General features: G+C 70.4%; 21 protein-coding genes. 9 read left to right on the forward strand and 12 right to left on the reverse strand.

Annotation, left to right across the window (positions count from 1 at the left end; genetic code table 11):
• Window positions 1-6 precede the first annotated feature (6 nt).
• The 5 genes from AC30CM_RS04410 to AC30CM_RS04430 all read right to left on the reverse strand — a co-directional run bounded on the left by AC30CM_RS04410 (window position 7) and on the right by AC30CM_RS04430 (window position 6,014).
• Window positions 7-1,506: a sugar transferase gene (locus AC30CM_RS04410; RefSeq protein ID WP_490115601.1), complete on the reverse strand. Its 1,500-nt coding sequence runs from the start codon at window positions 1,504-1,506 to the stop codon at window positions 7-9.
• Between the two features lie 138 nt (window positions 1,507-1,644).
• A complete protein-coding gene (locus AC30CM_RS04415; protein WP_490115602.1) occupies window positions 1,645-2,346 on the reverse strand; it encodes a GAF domain-containing protein in 702 nt (233 codons plus the stop codon).
• Between the two features lie 16 nt (window positions 2,347-2,362).
• Window positions 2,363-3,385 (reverse strand): hemolysin family protein, encoded by a 1,023-nt coding sequence (locus tag AC30CM_RS04420; protein WP_490115603.1) that lies wholly within the window; start codon window positions 3,383-3,385, stop codon window positions 2,363-2,365.
• Window positions 3,382-4,770: a hemolysin family protein gene (locus AC30CM_RS04425; protein WP_490115604.1), complete on the reverse strand. Its 1,389-nt coding sequence runs from the start codon at window positions 4,768-4,770 to the stop codon at window positions 3,382-3,384. The genes AC30CM_RS04420 and AC30CM_RS04425 overlap by 4 nt, the downstream gene beginning before the upstream one ends.
• A 275-nt stretch (window positions 4,771-5,045) precedes the next feature.
• Window positions 5,046-6,014: a ferritin-like domain-containing protein gene (locus AC30CM_RS04430; RefSeq protein ID WP_490115605.1), complete on the reverse strand. Its 969-nt coding sequence runs from the start codon at window positions 6,012-6,014 to the stop codon at window positions 5,046-5,048.
• A gap of 202 nt (window positions 6,015-6,216) precedes the next feature.
• Here AC30CM_RS04430 and AC30CM_RS04435 point away from each other — a divergent pair, with 202 nt between their 5' ends.
• Both AC30CM_RS04435 and AC30CM_RS04440 read left to right on the forward strand, forming a co-directional pair.
• Complete coding sequence (locus AC30CM_RS04435) at window positions 6,217-7,137, forward strand: mycobacterial-type methylenetetrahydrofolate reductase (protein ID WP_490115606.1); 921 nt, start codon at window positions 6,217-6,219, stop codon at window positions 7,135-7,137.
• A 35-nt stretch (window positions 7,138-7,172) separates the two neighbouring features.
• Window positions 7,173-7,760 (forward strand): TetR/AcrR family transcriptional regulator, encoded by a 588-nt coding sequence (locus AC30CM_RS04440; RefSeq protein WP_490115607.1) that lies wholly within the window; start codon window positions 7,173-7,175, stop codon window positions 7,758-7,760.
• A gap of 1 nt (window position 7,761) precedes the next feature.
• On the opposite strand, the gene AC30CM_RS04445 is transcribed toward AC30CM_RS04440, so the two are convergent.
• On the reverse strand, window positions 7,762-9,312 hold the full coding sequence (locus tag AC30CM_RS04445; protein WP_490115629.1) for a PE-PPE domain-containing protein: 1,551 nt from the start codon (window positions 9,310-9,312) through the stop codon (window positions 7,762-7,764).
• 192 nt (window positions 9,313-9,504) lie between these two features.
• Window positions 9,505-10,020, reverse strand: coding sequence for a lipoprotein LpqH (locus AC30CM_RS04450; protein WP_490115608.1), 516 nt, complete (start codon window positions 10,018-10,020; stop codon window positions 9,505-9,507).
• Between the two features lie 183 nt (window positions 10,021-10,203).
• On the opposite strand from AC30CM_RS04450, the gene tgt reads away from it, so the two are divergent.
• The 3 genes from tgt to AC30CM_RS04465 are packed head-to-tail and all read left to right on the forward strand — an operon-like array spanning window position 10,204 to window position 13,909.
• On the forward strand, window positions 10,204-11,388 hold the full coding sequence (gene tgt / locus AC30CM_RS04455) for a tRNA guanosine(34) transglycosylase Tgt (protein ID WP_490115630.1): 1,185 nt from the start codon (window positions 10,204-10,206) through the stop codon (window positions 11,386-11,388).
• 34 nt (window positions 11,389-11,422) lie between these two features.
• Window positions 11,423-12,643, forward strand: a complete 1,221-nt coding sequence (locus tag AC30CM_RS04460; RefSeq protein ID WP_490115609.1) for a cytochrome P450 — start codon at window positions 11,423-11,425, stop codon at window positions 12,641-12,643.
• 42 nt (window positions 12,644-12,685) lie between these two features.
• Entirely contained in the window at window positions 12,686-13,909 is a 1,224-nt protein-coding gene (locus AC30CM_RS04465; RefSeq protein WP_490115610.1) for a saccharopine dehydrogenase family protein, read from the forward strand.
• Between the two features lie 11 nt (window positions 13,910-13,920).
• Here the strand turns inward: AC30CM_RS04465 and AC30CM_RS04470 are convergent, their stop codons facing one another.
• The 3 genes from AC30CM_RS04470 to gluQRS are packed head-to-tail and all read right to left on the reverse strand — an operon-like array spanning window position 13,921 to window position 17,107.
• Window positions 13,921-14,685: an amino acid ABC transporter ATP-binding protein gene (locus AC30CM_RS04470; RefSeq protein WP_490115611.1), complete on the reverse strand. Its 765-nt coding sequence runs from the start codon at window positions 14,683-14,685 to the stop codon at window positions 13,921-13,923.
• A complete protein-coding gene (locus AC30CM_RS04475) occupies window positions 14,682-16,178 on the reverse strand; it encodes an ABC transporter permease subunit (RefSeq protein ID WP_490115612.1) in 1,497 nt (498 codons plus the stop codon). The genes AC30CM_RS04470 and AC30CM_RS04475 overlap by 4 nt, the downstream gene beginning before the upstream one ends.
• 44 nt (window positions 16,179-16,222) lie before the next feature.
• On the reverse strand, window positions 16,223-17,107 hold the full coding sequence (gluQRS, locus tag AC30CM_RS04480) for a tRNA glutamyl-Q(34) synthetase GluQRS (protein ID WP_490115613.1): 885 nt from the start codon (window positions 17,105-17,107) through the stop codon (window positions 16,223-16,225).
• A 302-nt stretch (window positions 17,108-17,409) separates the two neighbouring features.
• Here gluQRS and AC30CM_RS04485 point away from each other — a divergent pair, with 302 nt between their 5' ends.
• Entirely contained in the window at window positions 17,410-18,696 is a 1,287-nt protein-coding gene (locus AC30CM_RS04485; RefSeq protein WP_490115614.1) for an acyltransferase family protein, read from the forward strand.
• Here AC30CM_RS04485 and AC30CM_RS04490 read toward each other — a convergent pair whose 3' ends face one another.
• Both AC30CM_RS04490 and AC30CM_RS04495 read right to left on the reverse strand, forming a co-directional pair.
• The gene (locus AC30CM_RS04490) at window positions 18,697-19,218 is read right to left on the reverse strand and encodes a 2-oxo-4-hydroxy-4-carboxy-5-ureidoimidazoline decarboxylase (RefSeq protein WP_490115631.1); all 522 of its coding nucleotides are present in this window, start codon (window positions 19,216-19,218) and stop codon (window positions 18,697-18,699) included.
• Between the two features lie 117 nt (window positions 19,219-19,335).
• The gene (locus AC30CM_RS04495; RefSeq protein ID WP_490115615.1) at window positions 19,336-19,824 is read right to left on the reverse strand and encodes an inorganic diphosphatase; all 489 of its coding nucleotides are present in this window, start codon (window positions 19,822-19,824) and stop codon (window positions 19,336-19,338) included.
• 116 nt (window positions 19,825-19,940) lie between these two features.
• Between AC30CM_RS04495 and dacB the strand changes: the two genes are divergently transcribed.
• The 3 genes from dacB to tilS all read left to right on the forward strand — a co-directional run.
• The gene (gene dacB / locus AC30CM_RS04500; protein ID WP_490115616.1) at window positions 19,941-21,329 is read left to right on the forward strand and encodes a D-alanyl-D-alanine carboxypeptidase/D-alanyl-D-alanine endopeptidase; all 1,389 of its coding nucleotides are present in this window, start codon (window positions 19,941-19,943) and stop codon (window positions 21,327-21,329) included.
• Window positions 21,317-22,459 (forward strand): zinc-dependent metalloprotease, encoded by a 1,143-nt coding sequence (locus AC30CM_RS04505; RefSeq protein WP_490115617.1) that lies wholly within the window; start codon window positions 21,317-21,319, stop codon window positions 22,457-22,459. The genes dacB and AC30CM_RS04505 overlap by 13 nt, the downstream gene beginning before the upstream one ends.
• Window positions 22,438-23,190, forward strand: a 753-nt coding sequence (tilS, locus tag AC30CM_RS04510; RefSeq protein WP_490115618.1) for a tRNA lysidine(34) synthetase TilS, incomplete at its 3' end; no start/stop codon positions are given. The genes AC30CM_RS04505 and tilS, both read left to right, overlap by 22 nt.

Here is a 23,190-nt window from a genome sequence, read left to right on the forward strand (position 1 = left end):
ACCCGGTCAGTCCTCGGCCTTCTTCAGCACCGCGCGCACGGTGAGGAAGAGGATCTTGACGTCGAGCCAGATGGACCAGTTCTCGATGTAGTAGTTGTCCCACTCGGCACGGTCGGCGATGGACGTCTGTCCCCGCAGTCCGTGCACCTGCGCCCAGCCCGTCACGCCGGCCTTGACGCGGTGGCGTTCACCGTATCGGCGGATCTGCGCTTCGAAGAGTTCGACGAACTCCGGGCGTTCGGGACGGGGGCCGACGAGGCTCATGTCGCCCTTGATCACGTTGAGCAGCTGGGGAAGTTCGTCGAGTGACGTCTGCCGCATGATCTTGCCGATGCGCGTCCGTCGGTCCACGCCCTCGACACCGCCGGGAGCCGAGCCCGCCGACAACTCGAAATGGGCATCGGATTCCCGCGGTGGCCGCATGGAGCGAAACTTGTAGCAGTCGAAGGGTCTTCCGTCGCGTCCGACCCGCTTCTGCTTGAAGAAGATGGGCCCGGGGGAACTGAGGCGCACCAGCAGCATCAGGGTGAGGAAGATCGGCGAGATCACCACCAGACCCAGTGCCACGAGTACGCGGTCGGTCACGCCCTTCATCACGAACTGCCAGCCGCGCGGATCGACGTGGGGGATCACCAGCAGGGGAAGACCGCCGAGGTGCTCGACGCGGGAGCGTTCGCCGACGGCGTCGTGCAGGCGCGGTACCACCCACACCCGCATCCCGCGGCGCTGTGCCGCCCGCACGGAGGCCACGATGTCGTCGAAGTGCACGTCGTCGCAGAACCCGACGATGAGTTCCTCGGCGGCGGTCGCCTCGGCGACCGCCGACAGGTCCAGTGGCGTGCCCAACCGGGGGACGTCCAGGAAATCCGGAACGTCCGGGCGTGGCCGGGAAGAACCCGGATTTGCGCACAGGATGCCGACCGGCAGCAAACCGTATTCCGGCATCTGCTGCATGCGATTGATCACCTGGTGGCTCATGGGTCCGTCACCGATGACGAGCGTCGGTGCGGCGGCGTCGAAACGCTGTCGCAACACCCGCTGCACCACGGCCCGGACCAGACGCGCCAGCGGCAGGGTGACGGCGGTGCAGATCCACAGTCGGGTGGCGATCTCGCCGGGTCTGCCCGGCACTCCGGTGAGGATGTTGAGGCTCAGCCACAGCAGCACCGCTGCCGCGACCGCTGCCTCGACGGGGCCGAACTCGTCGAGGAAGTTGCGTCGCAGGCTGCGCCGATACATCGCCTGCGTGGCCAGCATCAGGACGACCAGGGGCACCGCGAGCCACACCAGGGCGTGGGCGGAGTAGTCGACGTCGCTTGCGGCCGCCCACGCCAGCGCGATCGCGACCGCGAGCACGGTGGCCGCCACGTCGATGGCCACGGTGAGCACGGTGTGCCACGGGTCGCGGCGCAGGACCTGCGCCATCGACGACGGCGGACGCCGGAAGCCGAGCGGCGCCGCCGACGATCCCGTGCCCGTCGCTGAGGAAATCGTTGGTGCAGCCATTCCGTTTAGTCCGTACTGCCCGTCACAGCTGTCAAATTACCGTGAGTCGACTATTGCAAACAGCAAATTGCTCGGTAGTTCTGGCACTAGGCATTCAAATGCGTGAAGCGTCGGGTCCACGAGAATTCTTCGACGCGGTCAATCGGTGCGAAATACGCGTTCGCGCACGATCGCCGCGAGGTCGTCGAGGATCTGCACGTGGCCCGTGCTCCACTGGCGCGGCTTGTCGTCCCACACGCACAGCGTTCCGACCGCCAGTCCGGTCGGCGACACCAGCGGGATGCCCGCGTAGGCCACCACGGTGCCGTCGAGCACGGCCGGGTGATCGTGCAGCACCGGGTCCGTGCGGGCGTCCTCCACGATCAAGGGCTCGCCGGCGGCGACGGCATAGCGGCACACCGAGTTCGGCAGCGGGGTCTCGCGCACGCCCTCGGGCAGCGCGAGGCCCAGCACGCTCTTGAAGAACTGCCGGTGGTCGTCGACGAGAGAGATGGCCGCCGACCGCACCCCGAGCGCCTCGACCGTCATCGACACGATGCGGTCGTAGGAGGCCTCGGGGTCGGAGTCCAGAAGTCCGGTGTCGCGCAACGCCTTCAGCCGAGCCGGGTCGTCGAGAACCGGATGCAGGCCGGCTTTCGGCGACGGGGAGGTGTCCTGAGAGATCCGGGTGAGCACCTCCCGCAGGGACGTGGAATCCGGGTCGTCTGCGGCCGCCAGGTCGCCGAGCATCCGCGCGGCGACCGCCCGCTGCACGTAGACGTCGACGGTCTCCCCGGCGTGGGCGGCCCGAGCACGCAACGCCGTGTCGAGTTGCTCGTCGAAGCTGATGGCATCGGGCATGCGACAAAGATACGGCCTACGCAGCTCCCACGGGGAGCAGTCGATCGAGCACGTCGGTCAGCGTGACGAGGCCGACGACGGCGTCGCCGGCGGTGATCACCACCAGGTGGCTGCGGCGGGCGCGCATCATCTGCAACGCCTCGTACACCGGAACCGATGCGTCCAGCACGAGCACCGGCCGCATCAGGTCGGACGCGTCCGCCCCCGCGGGAGCCCGCAAGCTGTCGCGGACGTGCACCACGCCGTGAATGGCACTGACGGCGGCAGTCGCATCGTCGGCCACCAGCAGTCGCAGATGGCCCGTGCGGTGTCCCGCCGCCTGGATCTCCTCGGCGGACGCCGTCGGGGACACGGCGCTGGTCCTGGCGTTGGGCCTCGTGATGTCGCCTACCGTCAGCGCCTGTAATTCCAGTGCACTGGTGAGGTTTCCGCGGAAGCGCTCGTCGAGCGTGCCGACGGTGGCCGAGTGCTCGACGAGATGGCGCAACGCATCGGGGTCCTGGGCCGCATGGACTTCGTCGACGGCTTGCACGCCCACCTTGCCGAGCAGCCAGTTGGCCAACCGATTGAGGCGCACGATGAGCGGACGGGCCACCCACATGAACGCGCGCATAGGCAGTGCCAGCATGGTGGCCGACCGCTCCGGGTGGGCGATGGCCCACGACTTGGGCGCCATCTCGCCCACGACCAGGTGCAGGAACGTCACGATCACCAGGGCCAGGACGAAACCGACGACGTCGGCCGCCCACGGCGGCAGCCCCCACTGCGTGAACACCGGCGTGAGCCAATGGTGCACAGCGGGTTTCGTGATGGCGCCCAACGCCAGCGTGCACACCGTGATGCCGAGCTGAGATCCGGCCAGCAGCACCGACAGTTCCGACGCGCTGCGCAGCGCCGCGCGCGCCGATCGGCTCTGGGGCGCGGCGTCGGTGAGGCGGTGCCTGCGCGCGGCGATGAGCGCGAACTCGACGGCCACGAAGAACGCACTCGCCGCGATGAGCGCGATCGTGATCGCCAAGACGAGCCACGGATCGGTCATCGTCGGGCCTCCTCACCGCTGGCCGGGTCGAGCGTCACCAACGCGACCGCGAGCTCGGCGGGCACATGCCGGTCGACGGCGCGCACCTCGGCCCGCAGCACGCGCTGCGGCGGCGGTTCCTCGGCCAGCAGGTCGGTGGCGGTCGCCGAGAGCGCGACGTCGACGACGTCGCCGACGGCGGGCAGGCCGCCACCGGCGGCGATCACCAGACCGGCCAGCGTCTCGTAGTCACCCGCGGGCAGGTCCACGTCCAGCGCGCGCTCCACCTCGTCGATGGGGGTGTCGCCGGGGATCACCCAGCGGCCGCCCTCCTGTTCGACGAGTTCCCCCTCGTCGCCCCGGTCGTGTTCGTCGGCGATCTCGCCCACCAGTTCCTCGGCCATGTCCTCGATGGTCACCATGCCCGCCAGGTCGCCGTATTCGTCGATCACCAGCGCCATCTCCTCGTCGGCGGCACTGAGTTCGGCGACGACGCCGAGCAGCGGCAAGGTCTCCGGGACGATGACGGCCGGTCGGGCGAGATCGCCCGCGGTACCACCGACGGATCCCCCGGGGCTGGGGGCCAGCAGATCCTGCAGGTGCACGATGCCCAGCAGTTCCCCGGAGTGGCGGTCGACGACCGGATAGCGGGTGTGTCCCGTCGCCATGGCGGCCAACACCTCGCCTGCCGGCTGGTCGGAGTTCACGACGTCGACGCGGCCGCGGGGGATCATCGCGTGCTCGGCGGTGCGGGTGGGGAAGTCCAGGATGCGGTCGAGCAGCACCGACAGGTCCCGCGGCAGCTCGCCGGCATCGCGGGACTCGGCCACGATGTGCTCGAGGTCGCGGGCCGTCGCCGAATGCTCGACGTCGTGCACGGGCTCGATGCGCAGCGCCCGCAGCAGCAGGTTCGACGACGCGTCGAAGAGCTTGATCAGCCAGCCGAAGACCGCCAGATACGCCGTGGTGGACCAGGCCAACCGCCGTGCGACCGGCTCCGGCCTGGCGATCGCCAGGTTCTTGGGGAACAGTTCGCCGAGCACCATCTGCACCACGGTCGACAGCAGGATCGCGATGACGCCGCCCACGGCCATGCCGACGGCGGCGGGGACGCCCCCCAGGCCCAGTGCGTCGGCGATGCCGCGGCCGATCAGAGGTTCGGCGACGTACCCGACGAGCAGGCCGGTGACGGTGATGCCGAGCTGCGCACCCGAGAGCATGAACGACGTGCGGCGGGTGACGGCGAGCGCGCGCGTTGCCGCCGGGTCACCGGCCTCGGCGGCCGCGCGCAACCTCGAGCGGTCGACGGCCATGAAGGCGAATTCCTGGGCCACGAAATATGCGGTGAACGCGGTGATCGCGACGACGATGACGATGCCGAGCAGGATGCTTCCGGCGATCAGCACGGCCAACTCCGGGCCATGCAGGGTGTAGCGGGCGAGTCGGGTCTTCGAGGTTTGCGCTTGGCGCGTCGCATTCTTTCTCTCGGGTCGTCGGGTCCGCGAAAACGGGGCTGCTGCGGCGAGGCCACACGCGGTGGCCTCGCTGTCTAGACGTGCGAGGACGCCGAAAAGTTCCCCGGTGGGCCACGACGGACGAACGTCCCGTCACGGGGGCGCACACGGGCGAAGGCCCCGGCCGCGCGCGCGGCCGGGGCCTCCCGGGGTGATCGGCGACGGGCTCAGACGCCGACCACCTCCCGTGCGATGTCGGCGACGCGCACCTGGGCCGCCGAGACGACGCCCTGCCGGTTCTTGTGCTGCTCTTCGTAGGCGATGATCACGCGCAGGTCGGCGGGGGTGGTGAGTTTCTTGATGGCGGCCACCGCGTCACCGACGTTCAGGTCGTCGTAGTCGGCGATCGGCAACTCATCGGATCCCACGACGCCCGATGCCGCACGCAACGAGTGCAGCACGTCGGCGGCGTCCTCGGCGCCGGCGTCGCGGGTCACGCGTTCGGCGGTCTCCAGTGCGGCGTCACGCGAGGCGGCCAGTGCCCTGGCGGCGACGTCGCGGGCGGCGGCGCTGCGATCGGCCAGATCCTCCAGCGCCGGCGGGGTGCGGCGCAGCGCGTTGAGCGCCCGATCGAGGCCTCGCGTCGACCACGTGATCGGCAGGTTGACAGCCTTCACGGCGATGCCGGCGGCCGCCTGCATCGGGGTGCGGCGCAGCGCTGCGGGCCCGCCGAGCGCGTCCTCGGCCAGCACCGTCGTCAGCCAGTCCACGGTCGCGGAGTGGGCGGTGATGAGCTTGCCCGCCAGCTCTTCGACGTCGGCGTTCTGCACGCCGACGGCCAGCGCCTTCAGGTAGCGGGCACGGTCCAGCAGTTGGTGCTCCAGCACCAGGTCGCCCAGCAGCGCCTCGTCGAACGGCTGCGCCTGTTCACCGAAGGACTTGACCAGGGCGGTGGCGCGGCCCAGCAGCGGAGCGATGACGTCTGGGTAACCGCCGAGGTCGCGGATCGCGGCCTCGATCTCCAACGCGCGCTCGCGGCCGTGTTCGGCGTTCTGCTCGAGTTCGCGTCGCACGGCGTCGGTGCGCGCCTGCAGCACGCGGGTCTCGGCGACCTGTACCTCGGCGTGCGTGAGGTCGAGCAGCACGCGCAGCTGCGCCAGCAGGGTGGCCTCGCGGATGGTGTCCTTCACGGGCATGGAAAATCCTCCCGGATCCATTGGGTTCGGTGGGCGCCGTATCACGCCCTTGGTCTTCGGCTACCCGAGGCCAGGGGGGTGATAACCGATACGGCACTGTTGCCTGGGTCACGTTCGCCGTTTGCCGTGGCAGGCGAGCGGCGGCTGATTTGCCGCCGTCGGGTAACGTGCTGACCTCGCAACCGACACGAGGAGTCGCCACATGGCGTTGAGCACCATCGCGCTCGAACTCGTCCCCTCGAACGTCGAACGTGGTCCGCAGTACCCGGTCGAGGAGGCGCGCAAGGTCATGGACCTGGCCGCGGCGTCGGGCCTGGCCGGGCGGATCGGTCACGTGATGATTCCCGGCATGATCGAAGAGGACGGCGACCGTCCCATCGAGATGAAGCCCAAGCTCGACGTCCTGGAGTACTGGTCGCTGCTGTCGCCGGAGTTGCCCGGAGTCCGTGGCCTGTGCACCCAGGTGACCTCGTTCCTCGACGACGCCGCCCTGCGGGTGCGGCTCGGGGAGCTGAACTCGGCCGGTTTCGACGGCATCGCGTTCGTCGGCGTGCCCCGCACCATGAGCGACGGCGAAGGCGCGGGAGTGGCGCCCACCGACGCCCTGTCGATCTACGCCGACGTGGTGCCCAACCGCGGCGCGATCCTCATCCCGACCCGGGACGGCGAGCAGGGGCGCTTCGCGTTCAAGTGCCGCCAGGGTGCGACCTACGGCATGACCCAGTTGCTGTACTCCGATGCCATCGTCGGCTTTCTGCGACGATTCGCCGCCGAGAACGACTTCCGCCCGGAGGTCCTGCTGTCGTTCGGCTTCGTGCCGAAGATGGAGTCCGACGTCGGCTTGATCAACTGGCTCATCCAGGACCCGGGCAATCCCGCGGTCGCCGCCGAACAGGAGTTCGTCAAACGACTGGCTCCGATGGACCCCGCGGCGAAGCGGGCTGCGATGCTCGACCTGTACCAGCGCGTCATCGACGGTGTCGCCGACCTCGGCTTCCCGTTGAGCATCCACTTCGAGGCCACCTACGGCGTCTCCCGGCCGGCCTTCGACACGTTCGCCGAGATGCTCGCCTACTGGTCACCTGCCGCCGGTCGACCCCACGGGTCGGCCACGTCGGCCTGATCGTGCCCCCATCCGCGCCCGACGCCACGAGACCCATGCCCTCGAGAGCCAAGAGCGACAACGCGACGCGCACCCAGTTGCTCGACGCGACCATGCACGTCATGGTCGAGGAGGGGTACGCCGCGGCGACGTCGCGTCGGGTCGCCGCGCGCGCCGGCGTCAAACCCGCGCTGGTGCACTACTACTTCCCGTCCATGGACGACCTGTACCTCGCGGTGTTCCGCCGGGGCGCGCAGGCCAGCCTGGATCGACAGCGCGAGGCCCTCGGCAGCGACCGGCCGCTGCGCGCCATGTGGGACGCCGCCCGCGACATCCGCGGCAACCGCCTGCTGCTGGAGTTCATGGCGTTGGCCAACCACCGCAAGGACATTCGGGCGGAGATCTCGGCGTGGTCGCAGCGGTGGCGCGCCGAGCAGATCGACGTGCTGACCACCGTGCTGCGGGAACGCGGCGTCGACACCGGCGAACTCGACGCGGCCGCCGTCGCGGTGCTGATGGCGTGCACCGGCAGGATGCTGGTGTTGGAGGGCGCCCTGGGCATCGACACCGGTCACTCCGCGGCGCACGAACTGATCGAGCGCTTTCTGGATCGCTACGAGATGTCGGCTGCCGCCGACGCGTGACCTAGGCGGCGGCCTTCGACTCCGTCGAATCGCCGGTTCCCGCATCGGTCCCGCCGGCATCGGGCTTCGGGAGGGGCTTGGTGACGGGCTTGCTGACGGGCTTGGTGACGGGCTTCGGATCGATCTTCGTGGCGGTGGTCTCGGGGGTCTCTGGTGTCTTCAGGGCCTCGGGTGTCTTCGGGGCCTCGGGTGTCGTGGCGCCGCTCGGGTCGGTCGTGGCGGTGGACTCACCGGCGCCTGCGGTCGCGCCCACGGGGGTCTGACCCGGCACCGTCTTGTTGCCCGTGGCCACCAGCGTCGGCTTGAGTCCGCTGCGACGCGCCGGCGTCGGATCGGGTGAATCCTGCTGCGGCGCAGCCTCTTGCGATTCCGGGGTGGTTGCGGGGGCTCCGGCGGTTGCGGCGGTTCCGGAAGTTTCGGCGGTCTCGGGGGTGGCCGCGGCTGGATTCGCGGTCGCTTGCTGCGGCGCTCGTGACACCGCTTCCGGTGCCGCCGTCGACGCCGGCGCGGGGCGCGCGACACTGGGCGCCTGGCCGCCGGCGAGGAAGTTGGCCAGCCCCTGGTTCAGCGCAGCGGGGATCCCCCGGATGGCCTCCAGGAACTTCTCTGGCGGAGTGAACAGCGAGAACCGGGTGGGCGTACCGACGCTCGCGTAGGTGCGATCGGTGTAGGCCATGTCCACGGCGAGCCGCAGCAGCGGTTCCACCGCGCCCAGCAGCGGTTCGACCAACGGCGACAGGCGCACGGCGGCGGCCAACGCGCGCAGGGGCTCCAGCAGCGGGAGGTGCGCGTTGCGGTAGAGGACGTAGGTGTCGGTACCGCCGGCTCCCGTCGGCACCTGCTGCTGCACGTGCGGGGTGGTGGTGGGGTCGATCGCGTCGTACGTGGGGCTGGGGTGCGCGTACTGCAGCGCCAGCGCCGAATTCAGCAGTGCCACCGGGTTGAAGTAGGCGGGGAAGTCGCCGAAGGGGTCGTACTCCAACGTGTGGTAGACGGTGTCGTACCGCGTGGGCACGCTGGGGCCCATCGGGTCGATGACGAAGGGCACGAACAGCCCGGGGAAGCGCGAGTAGAGGCCCCCGTTGGGCGCGAACGGCGAACCGAGCATGACGAACGTCAGCTGCGACGGGTCCGGGGCATCGTCGACGCCGGTGCCGACGGCGCGGCCCTGCAGCCGCTCGCGCGCCCGCTCGGCCACCAGCGATCCCGCGGAATAGCCCACGACGATCAGGTGCGGGTCGCCCGCCGCCGCCGCGATCAGCGACAGCATGACGGGAACGCCGGCGTCGCGGCTACTGGCCAGCGCGATGGTGGCGGGGTAGTTCACCGGTGCGTAGCGATATCCGGACGGGATGAGCGTGCCGGACAGCTTGCTGGGCAGGGCGAGGCCCGCGGAGTCGTCGCGGCCGCCCGCGCCGATCACGGTGTTGGCGAGCGTGACGCCGGCGTCGACGGGGGCCACCGGCTGGCCGAACGCCAGCGCGCTCGAGACCCCGACGGCGGCGACGAGGCTCAGGGCCCGGATACGGGCGGCCGTGCGAATCCCCCTCATGTCTGCCACGTGGTCTCCCCGGGTGTGCTGCGCGACGCCGCGCGGCAGTGACCCTACTCCACCGAACTCGTGCCAGCGGAGCTATCGGGGTATTGCTGCGACGGCGTCGCGCGGTTAGCCGCCCGGGCGATCGGGTTGCGGGAGCACACCCCGCGGCAGTCGTCCTCCCCGCCGCCTCCTGCGGTGCCGGCCCTAGGGGCAGGTGACGTCGATCTCGAACGGCTTGGTGACCGGTGACATCGGATTTGCCATGTCGATGCCCGTGGCGTTGCCGGTGATCTTGTAGTTCTTGCCGACGACGGTTGCCGTCGCGTCGCCCGCGCCCGGGCCCACGGCCAACGTGACGCCGTCGACGTTGCCGAGTCCCACCGACGTCACCTTGGAGCCGTCCTCGCTGACCATCGCGGCGACGCCGGTGGCGGCCTCCCCGATCGCGATGTTGACGTTGCCGCCCATGGTCGCGCAGACGACCTGGCCGTTGATCTCCCGCGGCTTGCCGTCGATGGTGACGGTGGTGGCCCCGGGTGCGGCCGTCGCGGTGCCCGACGCCGACGTGGTCGACGAGGCGGCCGCAGACGACGACGAGGAGGACGACGAGGAGGACGAGGCCGAACTCTCCGAACTCGACTTCTGACCCGACGAGCATCCCGACAGGCCGGCGATGATGAGGGCCGCACCACTGGCGGTGACCAGCAAGCCACGCAACACGTTCATCTCCTTCGTTGAGGTCCGCCCGTCAAGATCAACGGGTCGGTTCGTACTATGACGCGCCCACGCCGCGCCGTGGCGGCTTTGCGCCAAATGGTGCGCGGACGCCGCGCGGCCGGAGGGCACGGATGCGGGGTGTGAGAATGTAGCCCGGTGAGCGCTCCGGTCCGTCCGCACTTCGAGATCGCGGCGCAGCTGCCCGATCGCGCCGGCAGGGCCGGCGTCATCCACACTCCGCACGGTGACATCCAGACCCCGGCGTTCATCGCCGTCGGGACGGCGGCCACGGTGAAGGCCGTCCTGCCGGAGACCATGGCCCACCTTGGCGCGCAAGCGATCCTGGCCAACGCCTATCACCTCTACCTGCAGCCCGGCCCGGACGTCGTCGACGAGGCGGGCGGACTGGGCGCTTTCATGAACTGGCCGGGCCCCACCTTCACCGACAGTGGCGGGTTCCAGGTGATGTCGCTGGGCGTCGGGTTCAAGAAGGTCCTGGCCATGGACACCTCCCGGCTGCAGGCCGACGACGTGATCGCGGCGGGCAAGGAACGCCTCGCCCACGTCGACGACGACGGGGTGACGTTCCGCTCGCACCTGGACGGTTCGACGCACCGATTCACCCCGGAGGTGTCGATCGGCATCCAGCATCAGCTGGGCGCCGACATCATCTTCGCGTTCGACGAACTGACCACGTTGGTCAATACCCGCGCCTACCAAGAGAGTTCGGTGCAGCGCACCCAGGAGTGGGCGGCGCGGTGCTGGAGCGAGCACCTGCGGCTGACGCAGGAGCGGGCCGACAAGCCGTACCAGGCGCTCTACGGCGTGGTGCAGGGTGCGCAGTACGAGGACTTGCGCCGGACGGCCGCGCGCGGCCTCGTCGAGGTGGGTTTCGACGGGTTCGGCATCGGCGGCGCGCTGGAGAAGCAGAACCTCGCGACCATCGTCGGGTGGGTCACCGACGAGTTGCCCGACGACAAACCGCGCCACCTGTTGGGCATCAGCGAGCCCGACGACCTGTTCGCCGCGGTCGCCGCGGGTGCGGACACCTTCGACTGCGTGTCGCCATCGCGGGTGGCGCGCAACGCGTCGATCTACAGCGCCACCGGCCGCTACAACATCACCGGAGCCAGGTACAAGCGGGACTTCTCGCCGCTGGACCCCGAATGCGACTGCTACACCTGCGCGCATTACACCAGGGCCTACGTCCGGCACCTGTTCAAGGCCAAGGAGATGCTGGCCTCGACGCTGGCCACGATCCACAACGAACGCTTCATCGTGCGCCTGGTCGACCAGATTCGCGCGGCGATCATCGCGGGCGAGTTCGACGAACTCGCCGACCACGTGCTGGGCCGGTACTACCGCTCCTAGCTGCGGATGTGTTGCACGCGTGCACAATAAGTGCATGACCGCGACCGCCGATCCGCAGGTACTGCTGGCCGAACTGCTCGATCCCACGAACCGGGCCGACCCGTACCCGATCTACGCGCGGATCCGCGACGCCGGGCCACTGGTGCTGCCGGAATCACACCTGGTGGTGCTGTCCACCTTCGACGCCTGCGACGACGTGCTCCGCCACCCCGACGCGGCCAGCGACGGCATGAAGTCGACCCTGGTCCGGCAGCGCATCGCCGCCGGCGAGGTGGTCCGCCCCTTCGGGCCGCCGAGCTTCCTGTTCCTCGATCCGCCCGACCACACGCGCCTGCGCAAGCTGGTCAGCAAGGCGTTCGTCCCACGGGTGGTCAAGGCGCTGGAACCGGAGATCACCGCGCTGGTGGACGGCCTGCTCGACGACATCGGCGGCGAGCGCTTCGACGTCATCGCCGATCTGGCCTACCCCCTGCCGGTCGCGGTGATCTGCCGATTGCTCGGCGTCCCGCTGGAGGACGAGCCGCAATTCAGCCAGGCGTCGGCCATCCTCGCCCAAGCACTCGACCCGTTCGTGACCGTCACGGGGCAAACTCCCGACAACGTCGACGAGCGCCTGGCCGCAGCACGCTGGCTGCGGGACTACCTGCACGGGCTCGTCGACGAGCGTCGCCGCGCGCCACGCGAGGACCTCATCTCGGCCATGATCGCCGCCGAGGAGGCCGGGGACTCGCTCACCGAGGACGAGATCGTCTCCACCTGCGACCTGTTGCTCATCGCCGGCCACGAGACCACCGTGAACCTCATCGCGAACGCGGTGCTGGCACTGCTGCGCGACCCCGCCCGGTGGCAGTCCGTGGCGGGCAATCCGGCCCTGGTGCCCGCCGTGGTGGAGGAGACGCTGCGCTACGACCCGCCGGTGCAGCTCAACTCCCGAATCGCGGCCGCCGACATGACGATTGGCGACGTCACGGTGCCCGCAGGGGACACCATGCTGTTGCTGCTGGCCGCCGCCAACCGCGATCCCGCCGCGCACGACCGCCCAGACGTGTTCGACCCGTCCCGGGGGGCCATCCGCCACTTGGGTTTCGGCAAAGGCCCCCACTTCTGCCTCGGGGCGCCGCTGGCCCGGCTCGAGGCCACGGTGGCGCTGACGGCGCTGCTGGCGCGCTTCCCGGCCGCTCGGCTCGACGGCGACCCGGTCTACAAGCCCAACCTGACGCTGCGGGGGATGTCGACGCTGCCGGTGGCGCCGTGAGTTCGGCTCCGGTGCGGCCGCCGCGACACTAGGGTTGGCGGCATGCGGATTCTCCTGGTGGGTGCCGGCGGCGTCGGCGCGGCCTTCTGTGCGATCGCCGCGCGGCGCGACTTCTTCGAGGCAATCGTGGTGTGCGACTACGACGGTGACCGGGCCGCCCGGGCCGCCGAGGCCGTGGCGGATCCCCGCTTCAGCTCGGCCCGGGTGGATGCCACCTCTGCCGACGCGGTCGCCGAGTTGGTGCGCAGCCACCGCATCACGCACGTGATGAACGCCGTCGACCCCCGCTTCGTCATGCCGATCTTCTCCGGCGCCCTCGCCGGCGGTGCCGACTACCTCGACATGGCGATGAGCCTGTCGGAGCGTCATCCCGACAAGCCGTACGAACTCGTCGGGGTCAAGCTCGGCGACGAGCAGTTCGCGATGGCGCAGCAGTGGCAGGACGCCGGCAGGCTGGCGCTGGTCGGCATCGGCGTCGAGCCGGGACTGTCCGACGTGTTCGCCCGCTACGCCGCCGACGAACTGTTCTCCGAGATCGACGAACTGGGCACCCGCGACGGCGCGAACCTGACCGTGGAGGGTTACGACTTCGCGCCGTCGTTCTCCATCTGGACCACCATCGAGGAGTGCCTCAACCCGCCGGTCATCTGGGAGGCCGACCGCGGTTGGTTCGTCACCGAGCCGTTCAGCGAGCCCGAGATCTTCGACTTCCCCGAGGGCATCGGCCCCGTCGAGTGCGTCAACGTCGAGCACGAAGAGGTGCTGCTGATGCCGCGCTGGGTGCGGTGCAAGCGGGCGACGTTCAAGTACGGGCTGGGCACCGAGTTCATCGACGTGCTCAAGGCGCTGCACAAGGTCGGCCTGGACGGCACGGCACCCGTGCGGGTGCCCGGGGCCGACGGGCCCGTCGAGGTGAGTCCGCGCGACGTGGTCGCCGCGTGCCTGCCCAACCCGGCGACCCTGGGGCCGGCGATGAAGGGCAAGACGTGCGCGGGACTGTGGGTCACCGGCACCGGCAAGGACGGCGCGCCGCGCTCGACGTACCTGTACCACGTCGTCGACAACGAATGGTCCATGGCCGAATACGGACACCAGTGCGTGGTGTGGCAGACCGCGGTCAACCCCGTCGTCGCCCTGGAACTGCTGGCCACCGGAGCGTGGCGCGGCACCGGGGTGCTGGGGCCCGAAGCGCTTGCCCCGCAGCCCTTCCTGGACCTGCTGACGCAGTACGGCAGCCCCTGGGGGCAACGCGAACTGACGCCCTGACCCCTGACGGGCTAGAGGGGATTGAGGATGCGCTGCAGGAACTGGCGGGTGCGCTCCTCGGTGGGGTTGCCGAGCACCTCGTCGGGCGGACCCTGCTCGAGGATGACCCCCTGATCGGTGAACAACACCTGGTGGGAAACCTGCCGGGCGAACTGGATCTCGTGGGTGACGATCACCATGGTCCACCCTTCGTCGGCCAGATCCTTGATGACCGCGAGTACCTCGCCGACCAGTTCCGGGTCCAGCGCCGACGTCGGCTCGTCGAACAACACCAGCTTGGGCGCCAACGCCAGCGCCCGTGCGATGCCGACGCGCTGCTGCTGCCCGCCCGACAGCTGGAACGGGTACTGGTCCCGCTTGGCGGCCAGACCCACCTGCTCCAAGAGCGCCATCGCGTCGGCGATGGCCTGCTCCTTCGGGCGCTTCTGCACCACCACCGGTCCCTCGATGACGTTCTCCAGCACGGTCTTGTGGGGGAAGAGGTTGTGCTCCTGGAAGACGAACCCGCTGCGCGACTGGAACCGGCGGATCTCCGCCTTCGGTGTCGGGGTGGCGAAGTCGATCTCCACGTCGTCGACGCGGATCACGCCGGCGTCGGCCCGGTCGAGGGCGTTGAGGGTGCGCAGCAGCGTGGTCTTGCCCGAACCCGACGGCCCGATGATGGCGGTCGCGGTGCCGGCGGCCACGGTGAACGAGACGCCCTTGAGCACCTCGTTGTCCCCGAAGGCCTTTCGCACCCCGTCGGCGACGACGAGGTACTCACTCGGTTCGGTCATCTCGCCACGTACCTTTCCAGCCGGTGTTCCACGCGGGCCTGCCCGAACGACAGCACGAGGCAGATCACCCAGTAGTAGATCGCAGCCGTGCCGTACAGCGCGAAGAACTCGAACGTCGGCGCCGCCACGATCTGCGCCTGCCGCAGCAACTCGGTCACCAGGATGGTCGACGCCAGCGATGTGTCCTTGACCAACGAGATCAACGTATTCGACAGCGGCGGAACGGCCACGCGGGTGGCCTGCGGCAGGATGATGCGGCGCAGCGCACCGGCGCGGTTCAAACCGATGGTCTCGGCGGCCTCCCACTGACCCTTCGGCACGCTCAGGATCGCCGAGCGGATGATCTCGGCCGCGTACCCGCCGACGTTGAGGCTGAACGCGATCACCGCCGCCGGGAACGGGTCGATCTTCACGCCGAACTCCGGCAACGCGAAGAACACGATGAACAACTGCACCAGCAGCGGCGTCCCCCGGATGAGCGACACGTAGAACCGGGCGACGTTGCTCACCACCACGTTCGACGACAGCCGGGCCAGCGCGACCGCCAGTGCGATCACCAAGCCCACGGCGAAGCTGATCACCGTCAGCGGGATGGTCATGGTGAGCGCGGCCTTGACCAGTGGCCACAGGTTGTCCAGGACCAACTGCCACGCCGACCGCACCTGCGGTGCCTGCTCTTGCCCGCCGGCCTGTCCCGGCGCCTGGCCCTGGGCCGTCCCGGTGGCATCCGCCTTGAGGTAGCGCTGCGAGATGTCGGCGAGCGTCCCGTCGGCCCGCAGGTCGTCGAGTGCGCGGTTCAGCTCGGGCAGGTAGCCGCTGTCCTTGCGGGCGGCGAAGCCCTGCTCGCTCTTCTCGCCGACCTGCCCGGCTATCGTGACGCTGGTGTCGCCGGTCTCGGCGAGGTAGGCGTAGACGGCGATGCTGTCGTTGACCACCGCATCGACGCGACCCTGGGTGAGCAGCGTGATGGCCTGGGTGAAGCCCTCGACGGCCTCGACCTCGGCGCCCGCCTTGCGCGCGATCTCCGACCAGTTGCTGGTCGCGCTCTCGGCGGCCGTCTTGCCCCGCAGGTCTTCCAGTGTCGTGATGGAGTCGTCACCCGCGCGGGTGACGATCACCCCTTCGCCCACCGAATAGGGCTGGGAGAGATCGTATTTGGCCTGTCGCTCCGGGGTGATGGTGACCTCGTTGGCGACGACGTCGAAGCGGTTGGCCTCCAGCGCGGCGAAGATGGAATCCCACGGCGTCTCGACGAACTCGACGCGCACGCCCAACTTCTCGCCGACCGCCTTGGCCACGTCGACGTCATATCCGACGAGCTGACCCGTCGCGGGATCGTGGTAGCTGAACGGGGCGTACACCCCCTCGGTGCCGACCCGCAGCACGCCGGCCGAGGTGATGGGATCCGCCGTGGTGGCCGGGGAGCCGCACCCGGTGAGGACGACGAGCAGGACCGCCAGCACGGCGAGCAGCGTTCTTCGCAGGGAGCGCATCGGCGGACGCTAGCAAGCGATCGGCGTCGGGAACAGGGTTGGGCTCATGCGGGGCGGTATACCCACGGATCGCGCGGCAACGTGGCCGGGTCGAATTCGGCCAGCATGTCCTCGACCGTGCGCGCGCGGTAACCCAGCGAGGTGGCGATCAGTTCCAGCGCGCCGGGCACCCCGATCTCGGCCAGCGTCACCGCGCCGTCACGCTTGGCCAGCCGCTTGCCCTGGGCATTGCGCACCAGCGGCACGTGGGCGTACGTCGGCGGCACGTGCCCCAGCAGCGTCGCGAGATACGCCTGACGGGGCGCCGACGCCAGCAGGTCGTCGCCGCGCACCACCTGATCGACTCCCGAGGCCGCGTCGTCGACCACCACGGCCAGGTTGTAGGCGGGGATGCCGTCGAAGCGGCGCAGCACGAAGTCGTCCACCACGCCGGTGTACGACCCGTGCAGTACGTCGGTCGCCGTGAACTCGGTCGCTTCGGCCCGCAGCCGCAGCGCAGGCGGGCGCCCCGTCTCCGCGGTGCGCCGGGCGTGCTCGCGCGTGCTCAGGTCGCGGCACGTGCCCGGGTAGGCGCCCTCGGGGGCGTGCGGTGCGCGCGGCGCGGCCAGGATGTCCTTTCTGCTGCAATGACATTCGAAGGTGAGGCCGCGGGCGGTCAGATCGTCGACCACGACGCGGTAGCGGTCTTCGTGGGCGGTCTGGTACTCGGGGGCGGCGTCGGCCGTCACCCCGATGGCCGCGAGGTCGGCGATCTGGCGGGCCGCCACGTCGGGGAACGTGCGGTCGTCGAGGTCCTCGACGCGGATCAGGAAGCGCCGTCGGGTCGAGCGGGCGAACAGCCACGCCAGCACCGCCGTGCGCAGGTTGCCGACGTGCAGATCGGCCGACGGGCTCGGGGCGAACCGGCCCGCTGCCGACGTCGTCGTCACCGTGGCTCCATCCCGTGCGAAGGACTCGAGGGAACCGCGCCGTCGCGGTCTGCCGAGAACTTTAGGCGCGTCACCCGCGCGCACACCCGCGAGGCTGCGCACGCGTCGTCGATCAGCTATCGTGGTGGCGCGCAAAGAGGCTGACGATGGCGAGGTGGTACGGGCCGGGAGCCTCCGGCGTGGACACGCCAGCAAAGCGCCCCAGCAAATCGACCGACACCACGTGGCCTCAGGCCCCGCGACACGACCACCCGCACGCCCCGCCCCCTTCGGCACGGTGCGCGAACAGGCACGGAGGATGCATGAACCCAGAACCGGTTCCGACGGTTCGCCGGGTGAAGGCCCGCATCATCGGGCTCGACGGCGTCCGCGGCATCCTCTGCCTGTCGATCGCCATCACCCACGTCACCGGCCACTTCTCTCCGCACACCGCGCAGACGTGGAAGACGGGGATGCTCGGCTTCTCGCTGGTGTACTTCTTCGTCCTCAGCGGCTTCCTGCTGTTCCTGCCCTACGTGCGCAACCTCACCGAGGACCGTGCCAGCGCGCTGATGCCGAGCACCCGCGACTACGCGCTGCACCGCATCGCGCGCATCATGCCGTGCTACCTGGTGATCTTCCTGATCGTGAACTACGCGCTGCAGGTCTCCTACGTCGAGAACCCGGCCCTGCAGCCCCTCGGCACCGACGACGGCACCGGGATGATCACCGAGCCGTGGAAGCTGCTGGCCAACCTCACGCTGCTGCAGTCCTACTTCCCGCAGTTCATCCAGACCGGCATCAACCCGTCCTGGTCGCTGACGCTGGAGTACGCCTTCTACGCCTCCCTGCCCCTGTTGGGCATGGCGCTGTTCGCCCTGCGCAAGCGCATCAGCATGAACCCGCTGCTGATCGCGGCGCTGGCGCCGCTGGTGCTGCTGATCGTCGGCCTGGTGGGCCGCGCGTTCATCCCGCTGGTCTTCGCGCACGCGGGCACCACCGACTACATGCTGCTGAACTGGGGCCCCAACTGGGCGGCCGTGTTCACCAAGAGCTTCCTCACCAACGCCGACAACTTCGCTCTCGGCATGCTCGCGGCCGTGGTGTTCGTCGCCATCGAGCGCGGTGAGGTGGCCGAGCGCGTCAGCAAGCGCATCCGCCTGGTGTCGGCGCTGGCCATCCTGCCCATGCTGGTGTTCTCCGCGCTGCTGCTGGTGGTCGCCAACGAATTCACCACCGCAGGCGTCGCGGTGGTCGCCGCGCTGATGATCCTGGTCATCGTCACGCCACTCGCGCGCGGCGAGAAGACCCGGCTGGCCCGCTGGCTCGACGTCAAGCCCATCCGCTACGTCGGCGAGATCTCGCTGTCGGCCTACCTGTGGCACTTCCCGATGATCCTGGTGCTCGGCCGTCTGGGCGTCATGGCGGGCGACGACGCGTGGGGCATGTGGCGCAACGTCGTGGTGCTGCTGGTCGTCACGATCGCCGTGGCATCGGTGACCTACTACGGCATCGAGAAGCCGGTGATGAAGTGGGTGCGCAACTGGCGCAAGCGCAAGGTGGCGGTGCCGGCCGACCCGGAACTCGCCAGCACGCCCCGCCCGAACTGACTAACCCAGCCAGTTGTCGTAACCACCCTCGGGGCCCAGCATCCGCTCCAACCGGGACCGGTTGATGCGCGCCAGCTCGTTGCGCACCACCTTGCGTTCGGTGTCCCGGTCGTGGTGCAGCCGGTCGGTCATCGCGGTGCGCACGTCGCCGGCGCACGCGCCGTCGCAGAACATCACGAAGCGGAACCCGAAGTGTGCCTCGTAGGTCCGCGCCGACTCGGCCAGCTCGGCCAGGAGCGCGGCGTCGTCGTCCCACACCGCGCACTGCTCGGCGCGCGACCGTGCGCTGCGGGGCCGACTGCCCAGCTGCGGGCAGGCCTCCAGGATGTGGTCGATCGCGGGCTCGGGAAGCGCGAACAGCAGCGCGTCGGCGCGGCGGAACAGCGCGTCGTGGCTCGCGTACGGGCGCACCCGCGCGAGGTCACCGGCCAGCGTCACGCTGTTGCAGCACTCGTACAGCGCGTGCACGGCCTTGCGTTGCGGCCAGGCGTTGAACGCATCCAGGCCGACCCCCTGATGCATGAACACGCACTCATGATCGAAGGCGGATGGGGCGCAGGCGTTACCGCGTGTTACGGCGCTGCAAAATCTGCGACGGGGGACCGATCGCCCGGCCAGGACCGGCCGGGCCCCGGTGCGCTAGTGGCCCTGTGCCTTGAACCGCTCGATGGAGCGCTGCACCTCGGCCTCGGCCTCGGCGCGGCCCACCCACGACGAGCCCTTGACGTACTTGCCGGGCTCGAGGTCCTTGTAGTGCACGAAGAAGTGCTCGATGGCCTTCAGCTCGAACTCGTCGATGTCGCCGAGGTCCTGCACGTGCTCCCAGCGGGGATCGCCCGCGGGGACGCACAGCACCTTGTCGTCGCCGCCCTTCTCGTCGGTCATCTGGAACATGGCCACCGGGCGCGCGTCGAGTGCGGCACCGGGGAACAGCGACTCGGGCAGCAGCACCAGCGCGTCCAGCGGGTCACCGTCCTCGCCGAGGGTGTCCTCGATGAAGCCGTAGTCGGTGGGATACCCGAACGACGTGTAGAGGTAGCGGTCCAGCTTGACCTTGCCGGTCTCGTGGTCCACCTCGTACTTCATGCGTGAACCCTTGGGGATCTCGACTACGACCTCGAACTCCACGCTCGCGGCTCCTTCGACTCTCGTGACGACGACGGGTCAACCTTAGACGAGCGATACGCTGGTATCTCAGGGCTCCGACCGGCACCTGCGAGGCGGCCCCCGAGATCAGGAGTTCCATGCGGCCGACCAGGTGGCGTCGATCCACCCACGTGCTCGTCGGCGTCGCCGTTCTGGTGCTCGTCGCCGCCGTGGTCGCCGTCGCCGCCGTGTTCGCCACCGGACGGCCGGCGCAATCCGCCGCCCAGAACGTCCCACCCCGACCCGACGCCGCCGCGGCGCGGCCCACCGTCTACCCCATCGGGGACGCCGCCCCCGAACCCTCGCCCACGCTGCTGGCCGCCACGCTCGACCCGTTCGTCGCCAACCCCGACCTCGGGACGTTCACGGGCCGCGTCACCGACGCCGTCACCGGCGCCGAGCTGTGGACCCAAGGCGCCTACACGCCCATGCAGCCCGCCTCCACCAACAAGGTGACCACGGCCGCGGCCGCCCTGCTGGCGCTGGACCGGCAGGCGACGCTGACGACGACGGTGCTCGTCGACCCCGCCCAACCCGGTGTCGTGATATTGCGTGGCGGCGGTGATCCCACGCTGTCGGCTGCGGGACCGACGACCGCCACCTGGTATCGCGGCGCCGCGCGCATCGGCGACCTGGCCGAGCAGGTGCGCAAGGCGGGGGTGCGGCCCACCGCGGTCCGCGTCGACCTCACCGAGTACGGCGGGCCCACCATGGCCCCCGGTTGGGATCCCCTCGACATCCGCAACGGCGACATCGCCCCCATCGAGTCCGTGATGCTCGACGGCGGTCGCATCCAGCCCGTCAGCGTCGACTCCTGGCGCTCCGAGACCCCGGGTCTCGACGCCGGCCGCGCGCTCGCCACCGCCCTCGGCGTCGACCCGGCACGCGTGTCGGTACTGGACGCGGCGGTGCGGGGCGCCCGCGAGGTCGCCACGGTCCAGTCGCCACCGCTCCTGGACCGGCTGCGCGACATGATGAACGCCTCCGACAACGTCATGGCCGAGAGCATCGCCCGCGAGGTCGCCGTCGCCCGCGGCGAACCCGCGAGCTTCGACGGTGCCGCCCGCGCCGTGCTCGCCGAGCTGCGCGCCGCCGGCATCGACACGGCCGGGGCGCGGCTGTTCGACGGCAGCGGGCTGTCCGTCGACGACCGGCTGACCGCCGAACTGCTCGACGAGGTGATGAACGCCGCCGCCGGGCCCGACGAACCGCGGCTGCGACCGCTCGTGGACCTGCTGCCCATCGCAGGCGGCAGCGGCACGCTGTCCAACCGCTACCTCGACACCGCCGCCGGTCGCGCCGCCGCCGGGTTCCTGCGCGCCAAGACGGGGTCGCTCACCGGCACCAACACGCTCGCCGGTTTCCTCACCGATCGAAGCGGTCGCGTGCTCACGTTCACGTTCCTGTCCAACCGCGCCGGGCCGACGGGTCGCACCGCGCTCGACGCCGTGGCCGCCGCACTACGGTCGTGTGGATGCAGCCGATGAGCACTCCCACGGTGGGCCGCACCGTCGACTGGGACTTCGCCGCCACGGTCGGGCGCAAGCTCGTCAAACCCGCGCCGCCCACCACGGCCTACACCCGCGACCAGGTCGTCGCCCAGCTCGCCGAGTCGGCGCGCCGCGCCGAGGTGCCGGTGCGCGAGGTGACCGGCCTGGACGAAGGCGCGCCGCTGAACGAGGCGCGGATCGTCGATCGCGGCGAATGGGTCACCGCGGCAACGCAATCCATGCGCATCATGACCGGTGGCGTGAACGCCGACGCAGCCGCCGACGCCGACGCCGACGCCGACGCCGAAGCCGATACCGGTGCCGGCTCCCGGGTGGCCAGGGCCGGTGGCTACCTCACGCGCCGCGTCACGGGCGCCCAGACGGGCGCCGTGCTGGCCTTCGTGTCCTCCGGCATCCTGGGCCAGTACGACCCGTTCAGCCCCTCCCGCGAGCCGGGCGGGCATGGCGGCGGCGAGCTGCTCCTGGTGTATCCCAACGTGATCGCCGTCGAACGGCAACTGCGCGTCGATCCCGCCGACTTCCGGCTCTGGGTGTGCCTGCACGAGGTCACCCATCGCGTGCAGTTCCAGGCCAACCCGTGGCTGGTGGGCCACATGTCGCAGGCGCTGGCCGTGCTCACCGACGACGCCGAGCAGGACGTCGGCACCGTCGTCTCCGGCCTCGGCGAGTTCGTTCGCAGTCGGCGCGCGGAAGGTGCTGGCGCACAGGGCAACTCCGACGGCATCCTGGGTCTGGTGCGGGCCGTGCAGTCCGAGCGTCAGCGCACCGCGCTGGACCAGCTGCTGGTGCTCGGCACCCTGCTCGAAGGGCACGCCGACCACGTCATGGACGCCGTCGGGCCGGCGGTGGTCCCGTCGGTGGGCACCATTCGACGACGCTTCAACGAACGCCGCTCGCGCTCCCAGCCGCCGCTGCAGCGGCTCGTCCGGGCCCTGCTGGGCTTCGACGCCAAGATGAACCAGTACACCCGGGGCAAGGCCTTCGTCGACCACGTCGTCGCCGAGGTGGGCATGCACCGGTTCAACGCCGTCTGGTCCAGCGCCGACACCCTGCCGCGGCCCAGCGAGATCGACGAACCAGGGCAGTGGATAGCCAGAGTGCTCTGACGGCGCTGCGCCGCGCCGTCGACGCCCACGTGCGCAACCACGGCCTCGGTGCCGGCCCGTGGTGCATCGCGCTGTCCGGAGGGCCGGACTCGCTGGCGCTCACCGCCGTCGTCGCCGCCCTCGCCCCCACGACGGCACTCGTCGTCGACCACGGGCTGCAGGTCGGCTCGGCCGCCGTCGCCGCGACCGCCCGCGAGCAGGCCATGGCACTCGGCTGCGTCGCGGCCGAGGTGCTCACCGTCACGGTGGGTGCTGCGGGCGGACCCGAGGCCGCCGCCCGCACCGCCCGCTACGCAGCGCTGCGGCGCGCCCGCGCCGGGGCGCCCGTCTTCCTCGCCCACACCCTCGACGACCAAGCCGAGACCGTGCTGCTGGGGCTCGGCCGCGGCTCCGGACCCCGCAGCATCGCCGGCATGCGCGCGCACGACCCGCCCTGGACGCGGCCCCTGCTCGGGGTGCGCCGCACGGTCACGCACGCCGCGTGCGACGAGCTGGGGCTGACCCCGTGGCACGACCCCCACAACGCCGACCGCCGGTTCACCCGGTCCCGGCTGCGCACCGAGGTGCTGCCGCTGCTCGAGGACGTGCTCGGCGGTGGCGTCGCAGCGGCCCTCGCCCGCACCGCCGCCGCGGTACGCGAGGACACCGACCTCCTCGACCGCGACGCCGACGCCGCCCGCGCCGCCGCCACCATCGACCTGGGCTCGGGGGCCGCGCTCGACGTCGCCGCC

It is taken from the genome of Mycobacterium sp. DHQP2018-32-09, from assembly GCF_058148405.1.

Excerpts from the sequence above, each read along its gene's own strand:
- AC30CM_RS04470 (WP_490115611.1), bottom strand. The coding sequence starts at position 14,685 with ATGACCGAACCGAGTGAGTACCTCGTCGTCGCCGACGGGGTGCGAAAG.
- AC30CM_RS04485 (WP_490115614.1), top strand. The coding sequence starts at position 17,410 with ATGAACCCAGAACCGGTTCCGACGGTTCGCCGGGTGAAGGCCCGCATC.
- AC30CM_RS04505 (WP_490115617.1), top strand. The coding sequence starts at position 21,317 with ATGCAGCCGATGAGCACTCCCACGGTGGGCCGCACCGTCGACTGGGAC.
- dacB (WP_490115616.1), top strand. The coding sequence starts at position 19,941 with ATGCGGCCGACCAGGTGGCGTCGATCCACCCACGTGCTCGTCGGCGTC.
- AC30CM_RS04430 (WP_490115605.1), bottom strand. The coding sequence starts at position 6,014 with ATGCCCGTGAAGGACACCATCCGCGAGGCCACCCTGCTGGCGCAGCTG.
- AC30CM_RS04420 (WP_490115603.1), bottom strand. The coding sequence starts at position 3,385 with ATGACCGATCCGTGGCTCGTCTTGGCGATCACGATCGCGCTCATCGCG.
- AC30CM_RS04415 (WP_490115602.1), bottom strand. The coding sequence starts at position 2,346 with ATGCCCGATGCCATCAGCTTCGACGAGCAACTCGACACGGCGTTGCGT.
- AC30CM_RS04445 (WP_490115629.1), bottom strand. The coding sequence starts at position 9,312 with ATGAGGGGGATTCGCACGGCCGCCCGTATCCGGGCCCTGAGCCTCGTC.
- AC30CM_RS04460 (WP_490115609.1), top strand. The coding sequence starts at position 11,423 with ATGACCGCGACCGCCGATCCGCAGGTACTGCTGGCCGAACTGCTCGAT.
- AC30CM_RS04435 (WP_490115606.1), top strand. The coding sequence starts at position 6,217 with ATGGCGTTGAGCACCATCGCGCTCGAACTCGTCCCCTCGAACGTCGAA.
- AC30CM_RS04490 (WP_490115631.1), bottom strand. The coding sequence starts at position 19,218 with ATGCATCAGGGGGTCGGCCTGGATGCGTTCAACGCCTGGCCGCAACGC.
- AC30CM_RS04410 (WP_490115601.1), bottom strand. The coding sequence starts at position 1,506 with ATGGCTGCACCAACGATTTCCTCAGCGACGGGCACGGGATCGTCGGCG.
- AC30CM_RS04475 (WP_490115612.1), bottom strand. The coding sequence starts at position 16,178 with ATGCGCTCCCTGCGAAGAACGCTGCTCGCCGTGCTGGCGGTCCTGCTC.
- AC30CM_RS04440 (WP_490115607.1), top strand. The coding sequence starts at position 7,173 with ATGCCCTCGAGAGCCAAGAGCGACAACGCGACGCGCACCCAGTTGCTC.
- AC30CM_RS04465 (WP_490115610.1), top strand. The coding sequence starts at position 12,686 with ATGCGGATTCTCCTGGTGGGTGCCGGCGGCGTCGGCGCGGCCTTCTGT.